21 protein-coding genes are annotated in these 17,410 nt (G+C 47.2%); 19 read left to right on the forward strand and 2 right to left on the reverse strand.

The window, feature by feature from the left end:
• Positions 1 to 5: 5 nt before the first annotated feature.
• The 12 genes from GPK49_RS00425 to GPK49_RS00480 all read left to right on the forward strand — a co-directional run bounded on the left by GPK49_RS00425 (position 6) and on the right by GPK49_RS00480 (position 11,593).
• Positions 6 to 608: a hypothetical protein gene (locus GPK49_RS00425; protein ID WP_215676417.1), complete on the forward strand. Its 603-nt coding sequence runs from the start codon at positions 6 to 8 to the stop codon at positions 606 to 608.
• 75 nt (positions 609 to 683) lie between these two features.
• Positions 684 to 1,094, forward strand: a complete 411-nt coding sequence (locus tag GPK49_RS00430; protein ID WP_215676418.1) for a hypothetical protein — start codon at positions 684 to 686, stop codon at positions 1,092 to 1,094.
• On the forward strand, positions 1,091 to 1,249 hold the full coding sequence (locus GPK49_RS00435; protein WP_215676419.1) for a hypothetical protein: 159 nt from the start codon (positions 1,091 to 1,093) through the stop codon (positions 1,247 to 1,249). Before GPK49_RS00430 ends, GPK49_RS00435 begins: the two co-directional genes overlap by 4 nt.
• 82 nt (positions 1,250 to 1,331) lie before the next feature.
• Positions 1,332 to 2,303 (forward strand): hypothetical protein, encoded by a 972-nt coding sequence (locus tag GPK49_RS00440; RefSeq protein ID WP_215676420.1) that lies wholly within the window; start codon positions 1,332 to 1,334, stop codon positions 2,301 to 2,303.
• Positions 2,304 to 2,372: 69 nt separating this feature from the next.
• On the forward strand, positions 2,373 to 7,106 hold the full coding sequence (locus GPK49_RS00445) for a phage tail tape measure protein (protein WP_215676421.1): 4,734 nt from the start codon (positions 2,373 to 2,375) through the stop codon (positions 7,104 to 7,106).
• The gene (locus tag GPK49_RS00450) at positions 7,103 to 7,801 is read left to right on the forward strand and encodes a phage tail domain-containing protein (protein WP_215676422.1); all 699 of its coding nucleotides are present in this window, start codon (positions 7,103 to 7,105) and stop codon (positions 7,799 to 7,801) included. The genes GPK49_RS00445 and GPK49_RS00450 overlap by 4 nt, the downstream gene beginning before the upstream one ends.
• Before the next feature lie 352 nt (positions 7,802 to 8,153).
• Entirely contained in the window at positions 8,154 to 9,401 is a 1,248-nt protein-coding gene (locus GPK49_RS00455) for a BppU family phage baseplate upper protein (RefSeq protein ID WP_215676423.1), read from the forward strand.
• Between the two features lie 12 nt (positions 9,402 to 9,413).
• Positions 9,414 to 9,707: a hypothetical protein gene (locus GPK49_RS00460; protein ID WP_215676424.1), complete on the forward strand. Its 294-nt coding sequence runs from the start codon at positions 9,414 to 9,416 to the stop codon at positions 9,705 to 9,707.
• Between the two features lie 14 nt (positions 9,708 to 9,721).
• The gene (locus tag GPK49_RS00465) at positions 9,722 to 9,862 is read left to right on the forward strand and encodes an XkdX family protein (RefSeq protein ID WP_215676425.1); all 141 of its coding nucleotides are present in this window, start codon (positions 9,722 to 9,724) and stop codon (positions 9,860 to 9,862) included.
• Between the two features lie 4 nt (positions 9,863 to 9,866).
• Positions 9,867 to 11,003 carry a phage tail spike protein gene (locus tag GPK49_RS00470; RefSeq protein WP_215676426.1) on the forward strand — a complete coding sequence of 379 codons (1,137 nt, stop codon included), beginning with the start codon at positions 9,867 to 9,869 and terminating at the stop codon, positions 11,001 to 11,003.
• A gap of 15 nt (positions 11,004 to 11,018) precedes the next feature.
• Positions 11,019 to 11,309, forward strand: coding sequence for a hypothetical protein (locus GPK49_RS00475; RefSeq protein ID WP_016408216.1), 291 nt, complete (start codon positions 11,019 to 11,021; stop codon positions 11,307 to 11,309).
• Positions 11,309 to 11,593, forward strand: coding sequence for a hypothetical protein (locus tag GPK49_RS00480; protein WP_215676427.1), 285 nt, complete (start codon positions 11,309 to 11,311; stop codon positions 11,591 to 11,593). Before GPK49_RS00475 ends, GPK49_RS00480 begins: the two co-directional genes overlap by 1 nt.
• A gap of 22 nt (positions 11,594 to 11,615) precedes the next feature.
• On the opposite strand, the gene GPK49_RS00485 is transcribed toward GPK49_RS00480, so the two are convergent.
• The gene (locus GPK49_RS00485) at positions 11,616 to 11,807 is read right to left on the reverse strand and encodes a hypothetical protein (protein WP_215676428.1); all 192 of its coding nucleotides are present in this window, start codon (positions 11,805 to 11,807) and stop codon (positions 11,616 to 11,618) included.
• A 448-nt stretch (positions 11,808 to 12,255) separates the two neighbouring features.
• Here GPK49_RS00485 and GPK49_RS00490 point away from each other — a divergent pair, with 448 nt between their 5' ends.
• The 5 genes from GPK49_RS00490 (at position 12,256) to GPK49_RS00510 (ending at position 15,096) form a co-directional block, all read left to right on the forward strand.
• Positions 12,256 to 12,408 (forward strand): hypothetical protein, encoded by a 153-nt coding sequence (locus tag GPK49_RS00490; RefSeq protein WP_016408210.1) that lies wholly within the window; start codon positions 12,256 to 12,258, stop codon positions 12,406 to 12,408.
• On the forward strand, positions 12,405 to 13,175 hold the full coding sequence (locus GPK49_RS00495) for a phage antirepressor KilAC domain-containing protein (RefSeq protein WP_215676429.1): 771 nt from the start codon (positions 12,405 to 12,407) through the stop codon (positions 13,173 to 13,175). Before GPK49_RS00490 ends, GPK49_RS00495 begins: the two co-directional genes overlap by 4 nt.
• 63 nt (positions 13,176 to 13,238) lie before the next feature.
• On the forward strand, positions 13,239 to 13,580 hold the full coding sequence (locus tag GPK49_RS00500; RefSeq protein ID WP_318283793.1) for a hypothetical protein: 342 nt from the start codon (positions 13,239 to 13,241) through the stop codon (positions 13,578 to 13,580).
• A 4-nt stretch (positions 13,581 to 13,584) separates the two neighbouring features.
• Positions 13,585 to 14,217 carry a hypothetical protein gene (locus GPK49_RS00505; RefSeq protein ID WP_215676430.1) on the forward strand — a complete coding sequence of 211 codons (633 nt, stop codon included), beginning with the start codon at positions 13,585 to 13,587 and terminating at the stop codon, positions 14,215 to 14,217.
• A 126-nt stretch (positions 14,218 to 14,343) separates the two neighbouring features.
• Positions 14,344 to 15,096: a DNA adenine methylase gene (locus GPK49_RS00510; RefSeq protein ID WP_215676431.1), complete on the forward strand. Its 753-nt coding sequence runs from the start codon at positions 14,344 to 14,346 to the stop codon at positions 15,094 to 15,096.
• Between the two features lie 160 nt (positions 15,097 to 15,256).
• Here GPK49_RS00510 and GPK49_RS00515 read toward each other — a convergent pair whose 3' ends face one another.
• Entirely contained in the window at positions 15,257 to 15,502 is a 246-nt protein-coding gene (locus GPK49_RS00515) for a hypothetical protein (protein WP_215676432.1), read from the reverse strand.
• A gap of 114 nt (positions 15,503 to 15,616) precedes the next feature.
• On the opposite strand from GPK49_RS00515, the gene GPK49_RS00520 reads away from it, so the two are divergent.
• Entirely contained in the window at positions 15,617 to 16,543 is a 927-nt protein-coding gene (locus GPK49_RS00520) for a DUF1385 domain-containing protein (protein ID WP_318283794.1), read from the forward strand.
• Positions 16,527 to 17,408: a peptide chain release factor N(5)-glutamine methyltransferase gene (gene prmC, locus GPK49_RS00525; RefSeq protein ID WP_215676434.1), complete on the forward strand. Its 882-nt coding sequence runs from the start codon at positions 16,527 to 16,529 to the stop codon at positions 17,406 to 17,408. Before GPK49_RS00520 ends, prmC begins: the two co-directional genes overlap by 17 nt.
• Positions 17,409 to 17,410 lie beyond the last annotated feature (2 nt).

The following is a 17,410-nucleotide window of genomic DNA, read 5'->3' on the forward strand; positions in this document are numbered from 1 at the left end:
GAGATATGGCAAAGATTGGCTTAAGCAAACCTTATTGTGCAAAATACAGCAACACAGGCGAAACAGTAAATTATAGCGGCGGCGCGCTGATGGGCAAGGCGGTAGAGCTTTCCATTGAATTGGAGGGCGCGGATGATAATATCCTTTATGCAGACAATGGACCTGCGGAGAGTGCGAATACCTTTGCAGGCGGTACATGGACGCTGACAACGGATGATTTGCTGCCTGATGTTATGCTGAAGGTATTGGGTATTATCGAGCAGGCAATGACGGGATCGGATGTCAGCACCAAGGATGCAAAATGGTACATCTGGAATGATGAGCAGGAAACACCCTACCTTGGCTTTGGCGCAGTTGTGAAAATACAGAAAAACAGTGCAACCAAGTGGCAGGCGGTTGTATTGCCGAAGATTCAGCCGACTAACCCTAACGACACCTTCACCACACAGGGCGAAAAGGTCGAATGGGGGACACCTGAAATCAGCGGTAGTATTCTGCGCAGCGATGCCGCAGGACACCCGTGGAAGATGATTTCCTCCCCTATGGACAGCGAGGCGGACGCAGAGGCGGCAATTAAGAAATTCCTCGGTATTACGGGGGAGCAATGAATGCCGTCATGACAGCCGAGCATGACGGGGGAGAAGAAACGGTAAATCTGACGGAGGAAACGGAGGAAGAAACGTATGAGAACGGCGAAAATTGAAATTAACAAAAAGGAATATCTGCTGTGCTTTTCCGCTCGCGTGATGCGTGCTTGTTCGGAACGCTACGAGAACGCGGAAAATATCGGGAAGGCGCTGACGGAGGGGACAGAGGTGCAGAAAATGGATGAGAGCTTCTGGTTGCTGTCTGCCATGATGGATGCAGGGGCGAAATATGCCAAGATGGAAGGCATCAGCACACCGCCCCCTCTGAGCTATGATGCGCTTTATGATTTATGTGGCATGGATGATCTTCTGGATATGCAGACTAAAATCTTTGAAACGATTGCAGACGGCAGCGAAAGAAGGATTGAAACAGAAGATGAAGAAGGAAAAAACGCGGAGACCACTCGACAGAATCAGATGTCGGGTGGTGCATCTGGTACGGATTGAAAATCGGGCTGTCCTATGAGACAGCCTATGCCCTTCCCTTTGGCGAATTGTGCGACCTGATTGCTGTGGAGCAGATTAGAAACGAAGGCGCAAAAATGAAAAAATCCAAGGCACAGGAGGAAGCGGAATTCTGGCGGCTGATGGATTTTGTGTAAAATCGTGAAAATATTCTTGATATACGTCATGTTATGTGATAAATTTTAGAAAAATGGCACGATATGACACAGGAGGGGTAGTATGAAAAAATTTTTGGCTGTTTTATTATGTGGTTGCTTGATGATGGGCGTTGCCGCAGGGTGCGGAACAGAACAGGCAGAAACAGAGACAGAGGAAACCAATGAGGTCAAGGTGTATCCGGAACACATAGATGCCTTTGTAGATACCGCCAATTTTGGTGAGCCGCCCGAAATTATTTATACAACGCCTGCAAGCGAAAACGGCTTGGAAGGCGAATTGTATAAGATTGAGGGTGAGGTAACAGAAAGTGAGGTAACGGAGGGCGAAGAAGGTATGAGTATCGGCTCTTTTACCGTTAAGACGGATGTCGGAGAGGTTTCTATTGTTGACCCCAGTTTGCTGTTAATGATGTTAGGCGTGGAATACGGAGGCTTTACAGAGGAAGTTCTGCAAAAATATTTTGCTGTTCCAAAGGTAGGAGAAAAGGTGTGTGTTTATGCGGAATATGCGGGGTACAGTGATGTTTTGCAAGCCCCGGCGTGCTATTATGGCGGTCAAGATTATATTGAAAAGATTGCTATGTCTATGATGATGGATAATGGCTACGCTGATGGACTGGAAGAAACGGAAAGAGAGCAGACGGATCAATCGCAGCAAAGCACAATGACAGAGCAGAAAACAATAGAAAACAGTGCAAGAGCAATATGTGCAGAAAATTATAAATCTGCTACTGTTTCTAATATCCTTGTCAATGAAAATTTAGGAACGGATGCGGAAAATGATTATATTATTTTGATGGAATTGACCTGGAATACAAAAAATTCAAAGGACACAACCAAGAAAATGTTGGCTATGTACAGTGAAGATTTTGCGGCAAGAATAGGAAAAGAATTGAAAAATGTCAGCGAGGTTACAATTCTTTGTAAAGTACCTTATTATTCCGAAACGGACACAGCCGTAAAATACACATACACACGCAAGGATAACGACATGTATCAGACGGATGCAATGATAAGCACACTTTTAAATTAAATACAAAGAAATCAGAAAGCACTCAAATCATTTGGGTGCTTTTTTCATGCAAAAAAAGGAGGTGGCGAAATGGGAACGGATATTGGTGCAAAGATTGGCATTGACGGCGAGGCGGCGTTTCGGTCGAGCCTATCTGCAATCAATTCTCAATTAAAAAACTTAGGCAGTGAAATGAAATCCGTAGTTTCTGCGTTTTCGGGCATGGAGAACAGCGAAGGCGCGGTAACGGCAAAGGGTGATGTTTTAAAGCGTTCCCTCAATGCCTCGGCGGAGAAAATGAAGCTGCTGCAAAACCAGAGCGAGCGTGCAAAGGCAAGGCTTGCAACCCTGTCGGATGAGCTGGAAAAATCCAAGCAGAAATTCGGGGAGAACAGTGAGGAGGCCAGAAAGGCGCAGGATGCCTACAACAGACAGGTTAAGACCGTGAATGACCTGCAAACCCAGATGAACCGCACAACTACAGAAATGAACCGTATGGAACAGGAAATGCAGGAGTTGGGGAACAGCTCGGATGCACTGTCGAAGGATTTGGATAAGACCGAACAAAGCTCCGCCCGTATGAAGGCAGCCATGAAAGCGGCGGTTTCTGCGGCAGCGGCGGCGGTGGGTACGTTATCGGGGCTTGGCATAGCGGCAATCAAGGTTGGCAGTGACTTTGAGGAATCCATGTCGCAGGTAGCGGCAACCATGGGGATGAGCGTTTCGGAAATCCATAACGGCAGTGAGGCTTACGAAACACTGGCAACGGCGGCGAAAAATGCAGGCGCAACTACAAAATTTACGGCTACACAGGCGGCAGAGGCTTTGAATTATCTTGCCTTGGCGGGGTATGACGCAGGCACATCCGCAGAGGTTTTGCCCTCTGTGCTGAATCTGGCGGCGGCGGGCGGACTTGATTTGGCGTATGCCTCTGACCTTGCAACAGATGCAATGGCGGCTCTGGGCATTGAGGCGAGCGCGGGCAATCTGACGCAGTTTGGGGACCAGATGGCAAGGGCATCCAGTAAGGCGAACTACAGTGTGGCACAGCTTGGCGAAGCAATTCTAACTGTAGGCGGTACAGCGAAGAACCTTGCAGGCGGCACAGTAGAGCTGAATACGGCTCTCGGTGTTCTGGCGAACCGAGGTATCAAGGGAGCAGAGGGCGGTACGGCTCTGAGAAACATGATTTTATCCTTATCCGCACCGACAGATAAAGCGGCGGCAACGCTGAAAAGCCTTGGCGTGTCTGCATTTGATGCGGAAGGAAATCTGAACCCGCTGAATGAAACCTTCAAAAAAATGGATGCGGCAATGCAGAGCATGAGTCAAGAGAAAAAAACAAACGTACTGAACGATATTTTCAATAAAGTAGATTTGAAAAGTGCAGAGGCGATGCTTGCGGGCTGTGGCGCGGAATTTGAGAATCTTTCTGCATCCATTGCGAACAGCAGCGGTGCCATGCAGGATATGGCAGATGTGCAGATGGACAACCTCAAGGGGCAGATGACGATTCTCGGCAGTGGTCTGGAAGGGCTTGACATACAGGTCTACGAAAAATTTGAAACCCCTATGAAAGAGGCTGCGGAAACCGCTATCACATCGGTGGATGAGGTTGCAAGAAATCTGCGGAGTGGAAAACTCTCGGAAAGTGTGGATAACCTTGCGGAAAGCACAGGGCATTTCATGGAGGAAACAACCGCTCTGGCGGTGAAGGCTTTGCCGAAGGCAATCAACGCCCTTGCGGCTATGCTCAGACACACAAAGGAGATTAAGAATGTAACGCTGACAGCGGCGGCGGCAATCGGAACCTTTAAGGCAGTGCAAAGCCTTTCTACTGTGGTGAAAAGCTGGCAGGCGGCGGAAAAGGCAGTGCGTGTTTATACAGCGGCTTTGGCGGTCAATCGAAATGCGGAGTTACTGCTGACCTCTACGCTGAGCGCAAAAGAGCTTGTGGTTGGTGTGGTAACAGGAAAGATTGCCCTCATGACTGCGGCACAGACTGCCTATAATGCTGTGGTGGCGGCGTGTCCGCTCGGACTTCTGATTGCAGGTGCGGCAGCATTGACCATTGGGCTGGTTTCTCTGCTTTCTGCGACAGAGGAAGAAAGCGAGGGGATGCGAGAGTTCCGAAAGCGTCTGGAGGAAACAACGGATTCCATCAATCAGCAGGCAGAGGCACGCAAGAGTATGAAGGAAACGGCGCAGGAAAGCATCAATCAATCTCTTTCTGAAATGGATTACACAGACAGCCTGATTCGTCAGCTGCAGGAGCTTTGCGATGCAAACGGACAGGTAAAGGATGGCTACGAAAACAGGGCAAAGGCTCTGGCGGAGCAAATCAACAGTGTGATTCCGAATGCAATTTCTCTGACGGAAAAAGAAGGGCAGGCTTATGTGCAGACGGCTGATAATCTGGATTTGCTGATGGAAAAGAAGCGTGTCAATGCCCTTTTGAACGCAAAAGAGGAGGCTTATACGGCGGCAATCCAGAACCAAGCAGAGGCAATGCAGAACCTTATAACTCTGGAGGATGATATTGCCACAAAAAAACAGGAGCTGATTGAAAAGGAGAAAGAGCTTCAAGACGCGCTGATGAACGGCAGTACAGGGCAACAGACAAAAGCCATGTCTGCTTTGCAGCAGGTAAAGGATGGCCTTGCGGAAATGGAGGGGCTTTATACAGAGCAGACCGACATCCTGCGCAGCTCCTATCAGGACATCGATGAATATAACAGCCTTTTGACTTTGAGTCAGTCTAACAGTCTGGAAGAAATTAAAAACGGGCTGAATGAGTATGTATATCAACAGCAAAGAGTGACAGATGAAACAAAGGATCAGCTGGATCAGCAACTGGAAGTCACATCGAGAAATTTTGCAACCAGATTGAAAATGGCACAGGATGCAGGTTATGATATCGGGCAGGCGGAATTGGATGCTTTAATGTCCACGAAGGATGATTTTTTGAATGCGGTACAGGCGTATGCGGATGCGGGCAGGGAAGTCCCGAAGGCGTTGAAAGCCGGAGTAGATGAAAATGCTGTGCTATATGCAAATGCACTTGTAACTATGAAGGATAAAGGGCTTATTGAAATGAAAAAAGCGGAATCCGAAATGGAGAGTGTTGCTGAAAATTGTACAAAGGGTTTTGCAAATGGTCTACTTTCAAAAGGGGCAATCAATAAAGTGGTCGCAGCGGCTACAAAACTTGGTTCATCTGCGGCTTCAACCCTGAAAAAGTTCTTTGATATTCATTCCCCTTCCCGCGTCATGCGTGATGAGGTCGGCAAACAGATTCCTGCCGGTGTTGCTGTCGGCATCGAGGATGGCACAGGAGAGGCGGTCGAAGCGGCTGAAAAGATGGCAGAGGACATTGCGGAGGCGGCAGCGGGGATGGATTCCATGGTAGCCTTCGCACAGAAAACTGCCCGTAAGGTTGGGGATGTGCTGAAAAGCGAATTAGAGAAAACCAACAGCGAAATTGAAGCCTTACAGAAGAAATCGGAGGAAAAGAAAGCCGCCGAGGAATTGAAGGAATACAAGAGCAACCTTGCGAAAAAGCGTGCGGAGCTGAAAAAGGCAGAAAAGAAGAATCGGCAGAAGATACAGGAAGAAATTACAAAGCTGGAAAACGACTGGAATAAAAAACAGGAGGATGCCACAAAAACAGCAGAGGAGAAAAAGCTGAAGGAGCGGCTTTCTGCGTTGCAGACCTTTCAGAAGGAATATGAATCGGCACTTTCTAAAATTGAAAGCAAGCAAACCAGCTTACAGGAAAAACTGGCCGACTACGGTTCTTTGTTTGAACGCGTGAAAACGGAGGATGATAAGGAGATATTCCGGCTTGGGGATCTGGATGTCGAAATCAGAAAGATTCAGAAATACAGCAATGCGATTGAAGAAATGCAGGCAAAAGGCTTGTCCGGGGGCTTAATGAGTGAAATCTCCGCAATGAGCGTGGATGATGCACTGGACTACATGGATAAGCTCTCTCGTATGTCTGATGTGAAATTGCAGGAATACATCCAAAAATACGAAGAAAAACAGCAGTTGGCGGCAGATGCGGCGAAAAAATTCTACCAAAGTGAATTTGATGCACTGGAACAGAACTACACCGAAAAGCTGCCGCAGACCATTGGAGAAGTCAAGGATGAACTGTATCAGGCAGGGACAGAAGCGGCAAAGAGTTTTGCACAGGGCATGGCAGCTGACAGTAAAACAGACATTGCAGGTGCTGTTTCCGGAGCTGTTGCGACCGCAAACCAGAATACGCAGGGGATAACCATGAAACAGATTGTTGCATCTTTGCAGGCACAGGAGCCTGTTCTGACGGAATACGTGCAGGCACTTGAAATGAGGCTTGTCGAGGTTATGACGGGTTTTCGTGTTGAGTATGTCAATATTGGCGAAATGATGATGGCAGGACTTGCCGATGGTATTGAGAACGGAAGGAGTGGCGTAATTCAGGCAGTTGCAGAAGTGGTAGCGGCGGCGATTGCGAAAGCGAAGTCTAAACTGGACATTCATTCGCCCTCTAAGGTTTTTGAAGGCTTCGGCGAGTATTCCATGGAGGGCTACGAAATCGGCATCAAAGATAAAATGAAATCGGTGATGCGGACGGTACAGAACAGCATGGACGCAGTTGCACGTCCGCCCAGAGTGGAAACGGCAACGGGCGGCATCAGTAAATCTCAGACCTACACCTACGGGGACATCAATGTGCATATCGACAGTGTGAAAAGCGAAAGAGAAGCAAGAGTTGTCGCAGAGCAGATCGAGTTTCTCCGCAGACAGCAAAGCGCAGGGAGAGGTGGTAACAAATGATACATGAGGCATGGTTTACATTCAAAGGCGTTGACAGCCGAGAGATGGGGGTCATTGTGACCGCTATGCCGGAAACGGTGCGTGCGGAGCGGCGGATAGAAAGTATTACCGTGGCAGGGCGGAACGGTTCTCTGCATACAGATGAGGGTGTCTATGAAAGCTATGACAGAACGATGGAATGTGCATTGATAAAGCGTGCAAGACTGGACGAAATCACAGCATGGCTTGTCGGCAGCGGAGAAATGGCATTTTCAACAGAACCGGATAAGGTTTACCGCGTAACGATTGCAAATAAAATCAGCATCGCCCAGATGATGCGTGTGTTCCAGAAATTTCAGGTTATTCTGGATACACAGCCCTTCAAATACAGCGTCAATGCCGCAGGGGATGCCTTAGAGCTGACTGCCCCGACCACCATCCGCAACAGCGGGACAGTATACAGCGAGCCAATCATTACGGTTTACGGAAACGGAGACATTACGCTGAACATCAACGGGGAGGATTTCCCCCTGTACGGCGTGCAGGAAAGTATCACCATTGACTGCGAAATGATGGAGGTGTTCAAGGGAAACGCCAACCAGAACGGCAAATACGGCGGCGCGGAGTTTCCGAGGTTTGAGGTCGGGAAAAACGAAATTCGCTGGACGGGGCATGTCAGCAAAATAAAAATACAGCCCCGTTGGAGATGGCTGTAGTTGTCGAAAAATGAAATTTATGGTATGGTATAAATGAAGGATTGCCAACTGGCGGTTAGTCACTTCCCGTGAAGGAGGTGACGCTTATGGTTACATACGAAGGGTTATTTACTTTTTGCTTAGTAATCATCGGAGTTATTTCCTTGTTTCATAACAAGAAATAATGAAAAAGCCGCCTAACCTGCGAAGTTAGACGGCTAAAACCAACTACTTGGACTAGCCGCCCTGCGAAAGGTGGCAATCCTTCTCTTATGCTTATGATAGCAAAAGAAAGATATTCTGTCAAGAAAGGCACATCTGAAAATAAAATGGATGTGCTTTTTTAATGCGATTTTTGGAAAGGAGTGGGAAAATGGCAAAAACGTATAATCGTCTGGAAATTGATGTGAACAAAAAGCCGAACAGCATCGGGATTCGCCCTGTGCAGAACGATACAAAATCCAGATATTTGGACGTGTGCCTGTATGAAAACGGTGTGGCAATCAATCTGACAGGCGAGCAGGTGCGTATCACATTCAGAAAAGCGGACGGCGGCACATTTTTTAATCAGGGGGAAGTGACAGATGCGACTGCGGGCAGATGCCAATTTGCCCTGACGAATGAAATTCTTTCGGAGGCAAAGGCAGTCGAGGCACAGATTTCCGTTTGGAATGCAGGCGGTCAGATTTTGTCTACGCAGGTGTTTGAAATCTATGTGACGGCGGCAATTCCTTGGACGGATGCGGTAGAAAGCGAAAACGAATACGGCGTTTTGGTGGTGCTGTTTCAGGAAATTCAAAACGCACTGGATACCATGCACAAGATTGCCGCAGCATTCGGCGAGCCTGGGGACAAGGCGGCAGAGTACGGCGTGGATACATTCTGGGGGATTTTGGAAATGCTTGCACAGCGTGGGGATGTGGAGAGTGCGCTGGAGAAAAAGATTAAAGCCTATTTGAATAGTACGATTGGGACAAGTGGGTTTCAGTCGTTGGATAAAATGCTCCCCGCAAAGAGTGGTACGCAGACCTTTACCGAAAATGGCACGTTTACCGTTCCCGATGGCGTAACGAAAATTTGGATTACTGCCTGTGCAGGTGGGCAGGGAGGCACCAGATATAGTGATAGTGGTTCTTATTATTACGGCGGAAAAGGAGGCGATGGTGGCGAGTGCATCATAAGGGAGCCGTATTCTGTTTCAGCAGGACAAACAATAAGCATTACTGTTGGCAACGGTGGTAGTGCAGGTTCAAATGGCACACCTACAATTATCGGAAACCTCGTTACACTCCGAGGTGGAGGTACTACAACAGGGCTTGTTGGTGCTGGTGTTGGTGGTATAGGAGGATTCTATTACAGAGAATCCTCCAGTAATCGTGGGGCTGAATATGGACTAGATGGAGTTAGAGGTAATGGAGGTACAGTAGCGGATAGATCGGTAAGAAGTTCCCCAAATGGTGGCGGCGGCGGCGGTTCTTATGGCTGCGGAGGAAATGGTGCTGATTCTTCAAAGGGGGCATCTCAATTTCCGCCAGGTTATGGTGGTGGCGGTGGCGGCGGTAGTTATAATTATACTGGTGCATCTGCTGGCGGCGATGGCATTGTCATCATCGAATGGTAAGGAGGTGAAAAAATGAAAAACTATGCAATGATTTTACAAAACAGAGTGATTGACGTTCTGAAAGACAGGGAAACAGAACCCTACTATCCACCTGACCCATCGGGCAATCCTGTGACTGCTATTCCTTGTGACGATACCGTTACGCTTGGCATGATTTATGATTCTGAAATAGGTACGTTTTCGGAATACACACCACCCGAACCCGAGCCCACACCAGAACCGCCCCTATCCGAAACCGAACAGGCAATTTTAGAAACTGCAATCAATGTAGACTATTTGGTCTGCATGAAGGAATTAGAGATTTGAAAGGAGTAGATATTATGACATACGCAAGACTGAAAAAGCTGATTGAAAGAGGGGCTTACAACAAGGAGGACATGTTGAATAAAATGGACGTATTCCTCATGGCGAACAGAATCACAGAGGAGCAGTATCAGGAATTGGTCGGCATGATGGGGTGATGTTATGATTACCATTCACGAAAAAACGGCAAAGACATTTGACACAATCGGGCTGGGGACATTGGTTCCCGGCTCTTGTATTGTGACGGAGGAATTAAACGGGGCGTATGAGCTGGAGATGAAACACCCATACGATGAGGGCGGCAAGTGGAAACGCATTGAGCGTGGGCGAATTCTCTACGCATCCACGCCCAGAGGAAAACAGCCGTTCCGCATTTATTACGTCAAGCCGAGCATGAAGGAAATTTCGGTCAACGCAAGGCATATTTTTTATGATTTACTGGACAACCAGTGCGAACCAATCAGCCACAGCGGTACGGCAGGAGCGGCACTGGCGGCATTACAGGCGGCGTTTGCCTATCCCATGCCCTTTTCCTTTGATACGGATATTTCGCTGACAGGGACGCTCACAACAGGGCGTATGAATCCCGTACAGGCGTTGTTATCGGATGATGACGAAGCAACCTCGTTTGTCAAGGGCTACGGCGGCGAGCTGCTGCGGGATGGCTTTCGGGTGTCCGTCAAGGCAGCTCTGGGGCAGGACAGGGGCGTTTCCATCCGCTACGGGAAAAACCTTGTCGGGCTTGAGGTCACGGAGGATGAATCAGAGGTCAAGACACGCATTGTTTGTTATGGGCGGGGCGGCAGTGTGACGCTCGAAAGCCCACATATCAACGATTATATCTACCCGAAAATCCACACGCTGACAGAGGAAAATAAGAGCATTTCCGAGGTGCAGGCAGAGGGACAAAAGCTGTTGGACGAGGGTTGCGATATTCCAAGCATTAACATCAAGGTGGACTTTGTGGCACTGGAAAAGACGGTGGAATATCGGGAGTATGCCGTTTTGGAGGAGGTCTTTCTGGGGGATATGGTGACAGTTATCAATACCAAAATGGGCTTTCAGAAGCAGGCGAAGGTTATTTCCTACGAATGGGATTGCCTTCTGGAGCAGTACAACGATGTGGAATTGGGGGATTTCATTCCCACGCTTGCGGCATCCGTTACCAGTGGCGTGAAAAGCGGTTCGCTGGCATCCTCTGCGTACATCAATGCCGCCTCGGTTATGACACTGCTCCAACAGCACTTGAATGATTTTGAAAATCCGCACCACGTCACAGCGGCACAGGTGCAGAGTTAAGGGGAGGGATGGTTTATGGAAAACATTGAAAAAATGGTGCAGGAGGCACTGGATAGCACGAAATCCGCGCACAAGCGGATTGACCGCATGGAGAAGCGGCAGGACAACCTTGACGGATTGACGAAGGCGTTTTCGGTCCTGCAAAACGAGCAGGAGCATATCAAAACGGATGTCGGGGAAATCAAGGACGATGTGAAGCAGCTGGTTTCCAAGCCGGCAAAGCGTTGGGATGGATTGATTGATAAGGCGATTGCGGTGGTTGTCGGTGCGGCAATCGGGTTTCTGCTGAATGGCGGCGGTTTATGATGAAAAAACGCAGACGGATTCGTTTTAAAATCAATAACGATACCATGACAACGATTGTGGTTTTGTCCCTGTCGTTTTGTGTGTGCGTTGTTATCGTGGGTATTATTTTGGCGTGCTTCTGCGTTGACATTTCATCCATCGTATCGTCCGCACTGTTGCTATTCGGTACGGAATTGGGTATCTGTGGTCTGATGAAGCTGTATGATAAAGGCGTGGAGCAGGCAGAACGCAGGGCGGAGGAACGCAGGAAGCGGCGAGCAGAGGGAAAGGAGCAAGAGGAATGAAAAAAGACCGCGAGGGGCGGTCTTAAGAATTGGACTCAGAATCACGTTGCATGGTTTCATTGATAGCACGATTGATAAAAGCATTGGTGCTTTCTCCGCGTTCTTCAGCGTGATTTTGAATAACTTCCTTTTTGCCTTTCGGCATTGTTAAATTGATGCGGTCATAGGCTTTGGCATTGTACTTGTTTTTTACTGCGCTTGATGTTTTACCCATTTTGCATACCTCCTTAATACTATTATATCGTATCATGAAATACTTACACAAGTATGCAATTTGCACAAATAATGGTATACTTGCGCAAGTATATTTTGTTTAAGTTGTCGATTTACATACTTGCGCAAGTATGATATTATAGTATCAGAAAGGAGGTGACACGTTGGAGGACAAAATAAAAGAGCTAATCAAGCTGGTGGAACAACTTGAAAAGCTCATGATTAGGATAATCTCATTGGTAGGATGGGTTTTAATCCTAATCAAACTCATTACATAGAGGGAGGGGCGAAAGCCCCAACCTTCTATCAGTAATAATACATGAAAAACTCCAACGGTGCAATATGAAAAAAGATATTTTTAAGCTAATGGTACATTTTATCTTTTTGATGGGCTTGGTTTTGGCACTTGTAACTTTGGTAAGCAAGATGATTTAAAGGGAGGTTTTAATATGCTGATAAAATTTGATGAAAAATATTTGACAATATCCTCTGAGATTACAAATTATGCAAAGCGTGAGGAAATGGAAAAAATTCAACAGCTTTGCGGTGAAATTGTTGAAGTGATTAAGAGCGTTCGAGAAAGAAGGGTTGTGAAAGTATGAATGAGATTATGAACATTGGCGGCGTAGACTGCTACGAAAAAGACGGAACAGCGTATTTGAAACTGGAAGCAGTGGCAAGAGGGCTTGGGTTTACCACAACACAAAATGTTGGCGGCACAGAATATGTAAATGTTAGGTGGAAAAGAGTTGAAGAATATCTTGAGGAAATCGGTTTTGCCACAAATGGCAAAAGACCAGATTTCATCCCCGAAAATATCTTCTACCGTCTGGCTATGAAAGCCAAAAACGAAACGGCGGAAAGGTTTCAAGCCTTGGTAGCGGATGAGATTATTCCCTCCATCCGCAAGCATGGGGCATACATGACACCGCAGAAAATCGAAGAAGCGCTGTTGAATCCGGATACCATCATCAAATTGGCAACAAATCTGAAAGCGGAACGGGAGAAGAGAATGGAGTTGGAGCGGCAGGCGGAAAAGGATAAGCCGTTGGTAACATTTGCGAATTCCGTTTCTGTGGCAAAGGCTTCTATTCTGGTAGGTGAACTGGCAAAGCTGTTAAAACAGAACGGCGTGGATATGGGACAGAACAGGTTGTTTACATGGATGCGTGAAAACGGCTATCTCATTAGCCGAAAAGGCACTGACTATAATATGCCGACGCAGCGGAGCATGGAAATGGAGCTGTTTGAAATTAAGCTAACTACGATTTCGCACGGTGACGGACATACCAGCCTAAACAAAACGCCAAAGGTAACAGGAAAGGGACAGATTTATTTTATCAACTTGTTTTTGGAGGCAAGCGCATAAGCAGAAAGAGCGTTCGAGAAATCGGGCGCTTTTTTATATAAAAGAAAGAAGGAGGAAAGAATAATGTTTTTAATGGAAAATTGGTATTTGGTGGTTGCGCTGATGGCGGTTGCAGGGATGGTCGGTGTGTACATCGGGCGGTTTCTGAAAATGCCAACATCCGAGCAGAGAGAAAGGGTAAAGGAATGGCTGCTGTGGGCGGTCACACAGGCAGAGGTGGAATTGGGGAGCGGCACAGGCAAGCTGAAGCTGCGGCAGACCTACGATTTATTCATCCAGCGGTTTCCTGCATTGGCTATGGCGGTATCCTTCGACACCTTCTCTCTGTGGGTGGATGAGGCACTGGAAGAAATGCGAAAAATGCTGAAGGAGAACAAGGCGGTCAAGGAAATTGTGAGGGGTTGATTACATGGCGAAAAAAATGACAGGAAAAGAATTGGTAGCCTTCTGCCGTTCCAAAATCGGCACACCGTATGTTTACGGCATGAAGGGCAAGGTTATGACAGAGCAGAACTATAAATTTCTGAAAAACACCTACGGGAAAATGGTCTGGCTGAGCGATAGGGATAAAATCGGCAAGGTCTGCGTGGATTGCAGCGGTCTGATTTCGTGGGCGTGCGGCGTGACGCTCGGTTCGGGCCAGTGGAAGGCAAAGGCAACCAAAATCAACCCCATTTCCACCATCGAAAAAGCACCCATCGGGGCGTTGGTCTGGATGCAGGGGCATATCGGGGTTTATACCGGGATGAAGAATGGGCATCCGTATTATGTGGCGGCGGATGGATCGGCTTTCGGCGTGCGAGAAGTCCCCCTGCGGTGCAATAAATTCACGCATTGGCTGTTGGTTGAGGATGTATTTCAATACGAAATGAGGGATGATGAAGTGGTAGAAAAATGCAAGGTTATTATTGACGGCAAAGAACACATGACAGAACGTATCCTTAAGGATGGCACAAACTATATCAAAATTCGGGATGTGGCGGATGCTATCGGGTATAGTGTTACCAGTAAGGGAAATGTGGCAGTGCTGACGAAGAAATAAGCTTTTTCGTGAGGTCGCGAAAATGGTAGGGGGCGGTTATCCGTCCCCTTAATTTTTTTGTGTGAAAAATTGAGACTTTAAGAGACTTTCTTTGTGGGATGATGAACAGAGAAAGGAGCGATCAATATGAATAGTTTTGTTTCTTGGGTAGGTGGGAAAAAACTGCTTAGAAAGGAAATTATCAAGAAATTTCCGAAAGAAGAAATAGAAAAATATGTTGAGCCGTTTGGCGGTGCAGCATGGGTGTTATTCGGGAAAACACCTCATTCTAAAGAGGTATACAATGATATCAATGGAGAATTGGTGAATCTTTTTCGGATGGTAAAATATCATCCAGAGGCGTTGCAAGCTGAGCTCAGTTTTATGCTAAACAGCAGAGAAGAATTTTTCCGACAACGGGGAATGCAACCGGAAACAATGACAGAACTGCAGAGAGCGGCACGAATGTTTTATTTGATTAAAGCATCTTATGGATCTAAGGTGTCTACATTTGGAGTTGGATTTAAGGATGTATCTGCAATAAAAAATTTGCAGGCGGTGCATGAACGATTAATCAAGGTACTGATTGAGAATAAATCTTTTGATGAAATTCTACAGATTCATGATTCCGAAAGGACGCTGTTTTTTATAGATCCACCTTATCATGGAACGGAAAAGTTCTATCAGATGAAGGATGATTTTGGAGAAACTGAACATCGAAAATTGGCAGAAATGTTATATAATCTGAAAGGAAAGTGGATTCTTACATATAATGATGATGCGTTTGTGCGGAATCTGTATGAGGGATTTCATATTGAAGAGGTTGAGCGGGTTAATAATCTCGGAGTGGCTATTGGCGGTGAGAAGGTTTTTAAGGAGTTGATAATTAGGAATTATTGAGTGTTCGATAAATATGCTTTTGGAAGGTTTTGCGAAAGGAACATTTTAACTTGCTACAAAACACTGAATTTTGATAAGTTGAGTGGAAGAAGCACTGAAACAGTATTAAAAAGGGAGAAATTTTAATAACAAAAGCCCCTCTTTCGAGGGGCAAATTTTTTTATTCTGCAAACAATTCTTTCCCAAGACTAGCGGTGTATTTGGCACCTGCGGCAAAGCCTTTTTCTTCCGTCTCGGCAATCAGATTATTCAGTATTTCTTCCGCGGTGAAATAATCTTCCGCATTGAGCTTGCTTTTCAAAAATTCCTGCAATTCTTTCATCCTGTTCCCTCCTGTGTGATACTCCTGCATTTCTAGTTCTCTTTCGTGGCAGTAGCTGCGATATAAACCTTCGATTTTCTTCATGTTTTTTACCTCCTATGATACAAATTTCGATTGCGCAGCAGACTATAACAAAAACCGTTTTGCTAAATTTACTCCCTTATGCTATAATAAATATTTATGAAAGGAGATGATTCTGTGTCAAACGGCAAACAACAGACAAATAACATCGGCGGTCAGGCGGTCATTGAGGGCGTTATGATGCGCGGAAAAAAGATATATGCAATGGCAGTGAGAAATCCCGAAGGGGAAATTGTTGTGGAAAAGAAGCCTGTCGGCGGCCTAGGGAAAAAAGGGCTGTTCAGATACCCTATTTTCCGCGGCATGGCGGCGTTTGTGGATTCCCTTGTTACCGGTACGAAAATACTGATGCGTTCTGCGGAAATTGCAGGCGAGGGCTGGGAGGAGGAAGAGCTTTCCCCTTTTGAGCAATGGCTGAAGGACAAGCTTGGGGATAAAATCAACGATATTCTGATTTATTTCAGTGTATTCATTTCCCTGCTTCTGGGTATGGGGCTGTTTTTTGTGCTGCCCGTTGCCATCGGGAATTTATTCAAAACCCTTGTGCCGACATGGGCACTGGGCATTATCGAAGGCTTGATTCGTATTGCGATTTTCCTTGGCTATCTCTGGCTGATTTCTCGTATGAAGGAGATTAAGCGCGTATTCCAATACCATGGCGCAGAGCATAAGACGATTGCATGCTTTGAAAGCGGCAAGGAGCTGACGGTGGAAAACGTACGCCCCTGCACAAGGCTGCATAAGCGCTGCGGCACAAGCTTTCTGCTGTTCGTTATGCTGATTTCCATGATTGTGTTTTTCTTCGTTCGGACGGATGTATTCTGGCTGCGGCTGATTACAAGAATCTGCCTTGTGCCGTTTATTGCGGGGATTTCCTATGAGGTTATCCGCTGGGCGGGCAATTCAGAAAGCAGCTTCGTGAAAATCGTCAGTGCGCCGGGACTTTGCCTGCAGAAGCTGACAACGGCAGAGCCGGATGCAAGCCAGATAGAATGTGCCATTGCGGCAATGAAAGGGGTTCTGGAAGATGAGCCTGAGGAATAAAACCATTGCAGAGGCGTTGCGCGAGGGGAAGCAGCGGTTGCGGTCGGCAGGAAAGGATGCCTACGCCGTTGAAGCGGAACTGCTGCTCGAAAAAGCTGTCGGTCTGAATCGAACGGCTTTATTTTTGCGTGGAGAGGAGCCGCTTTCTGCGGAGGCTGCGATGCAGTATGAAGGCTTTCTTGCGGAACGGGAGAGCGGTCGCCCGACGCAGTATATCCTCGGCACATGGGAGTTCATGGGACTTCCCTTTTCTGTGGGCGAGGGCGTGCTGATTCCCAGAGGGGATACGGAAATTCTGGTGGAAACCATTCTGGAGAAGCAGCAGACAGAACCACTGCGGACGATTCTGGATATCGGGACGGGGAGCGGCTGTATTCCTGTCAGCCTGTCCCATTACGGGCAATTTGAATATGTTCTGGCGGTGGATATCAGCCGGAAGGCGTTAGGCTATGCAACGAAAAACGCGGCGGCAAACCATGCGGAAATTTCGTTTTATGAAAGTGATTTATTTCAAAATATACCTGCGCAGTGGAGAGGACAGCTGGATGCGATTGTTTCCAATCCGCCCTATATTCCCAAGGAGGATATCGCAGGGCTGATGACGGAAGTGAAGGACTTTGAACCCAGAAATGCACTGGACGGCGGCGCGGACGGTCTGGATTTTTACCGCGTGATTGCAGCGGAAAGCCGAGAATGGCTGAAACAGGGCGGCTGGCTGTTTTTTGAAATCGGCTATGATCAGGGAGCAGCCCTGCGCACGCTTTTGGCAGACTTTGGCTATACGGAAATCGGCATCCGACAGGACCTGGCAGGACTGGACAGGGTTGCCTTTGGGAGATATACAGGAAAGAAGGAGGGGGCATAAAA

The sequence above is a fragment of the Clostridium sp. MCC345 genome, from assembly GCF_018785345.1.
Taxonomy (GTDB): Bacteria; Bacillota; Clostridia; order Lachnospirales; family Anaerotignaceae; genus Anaerotignum_A; species Anaerotignum_A faecicola.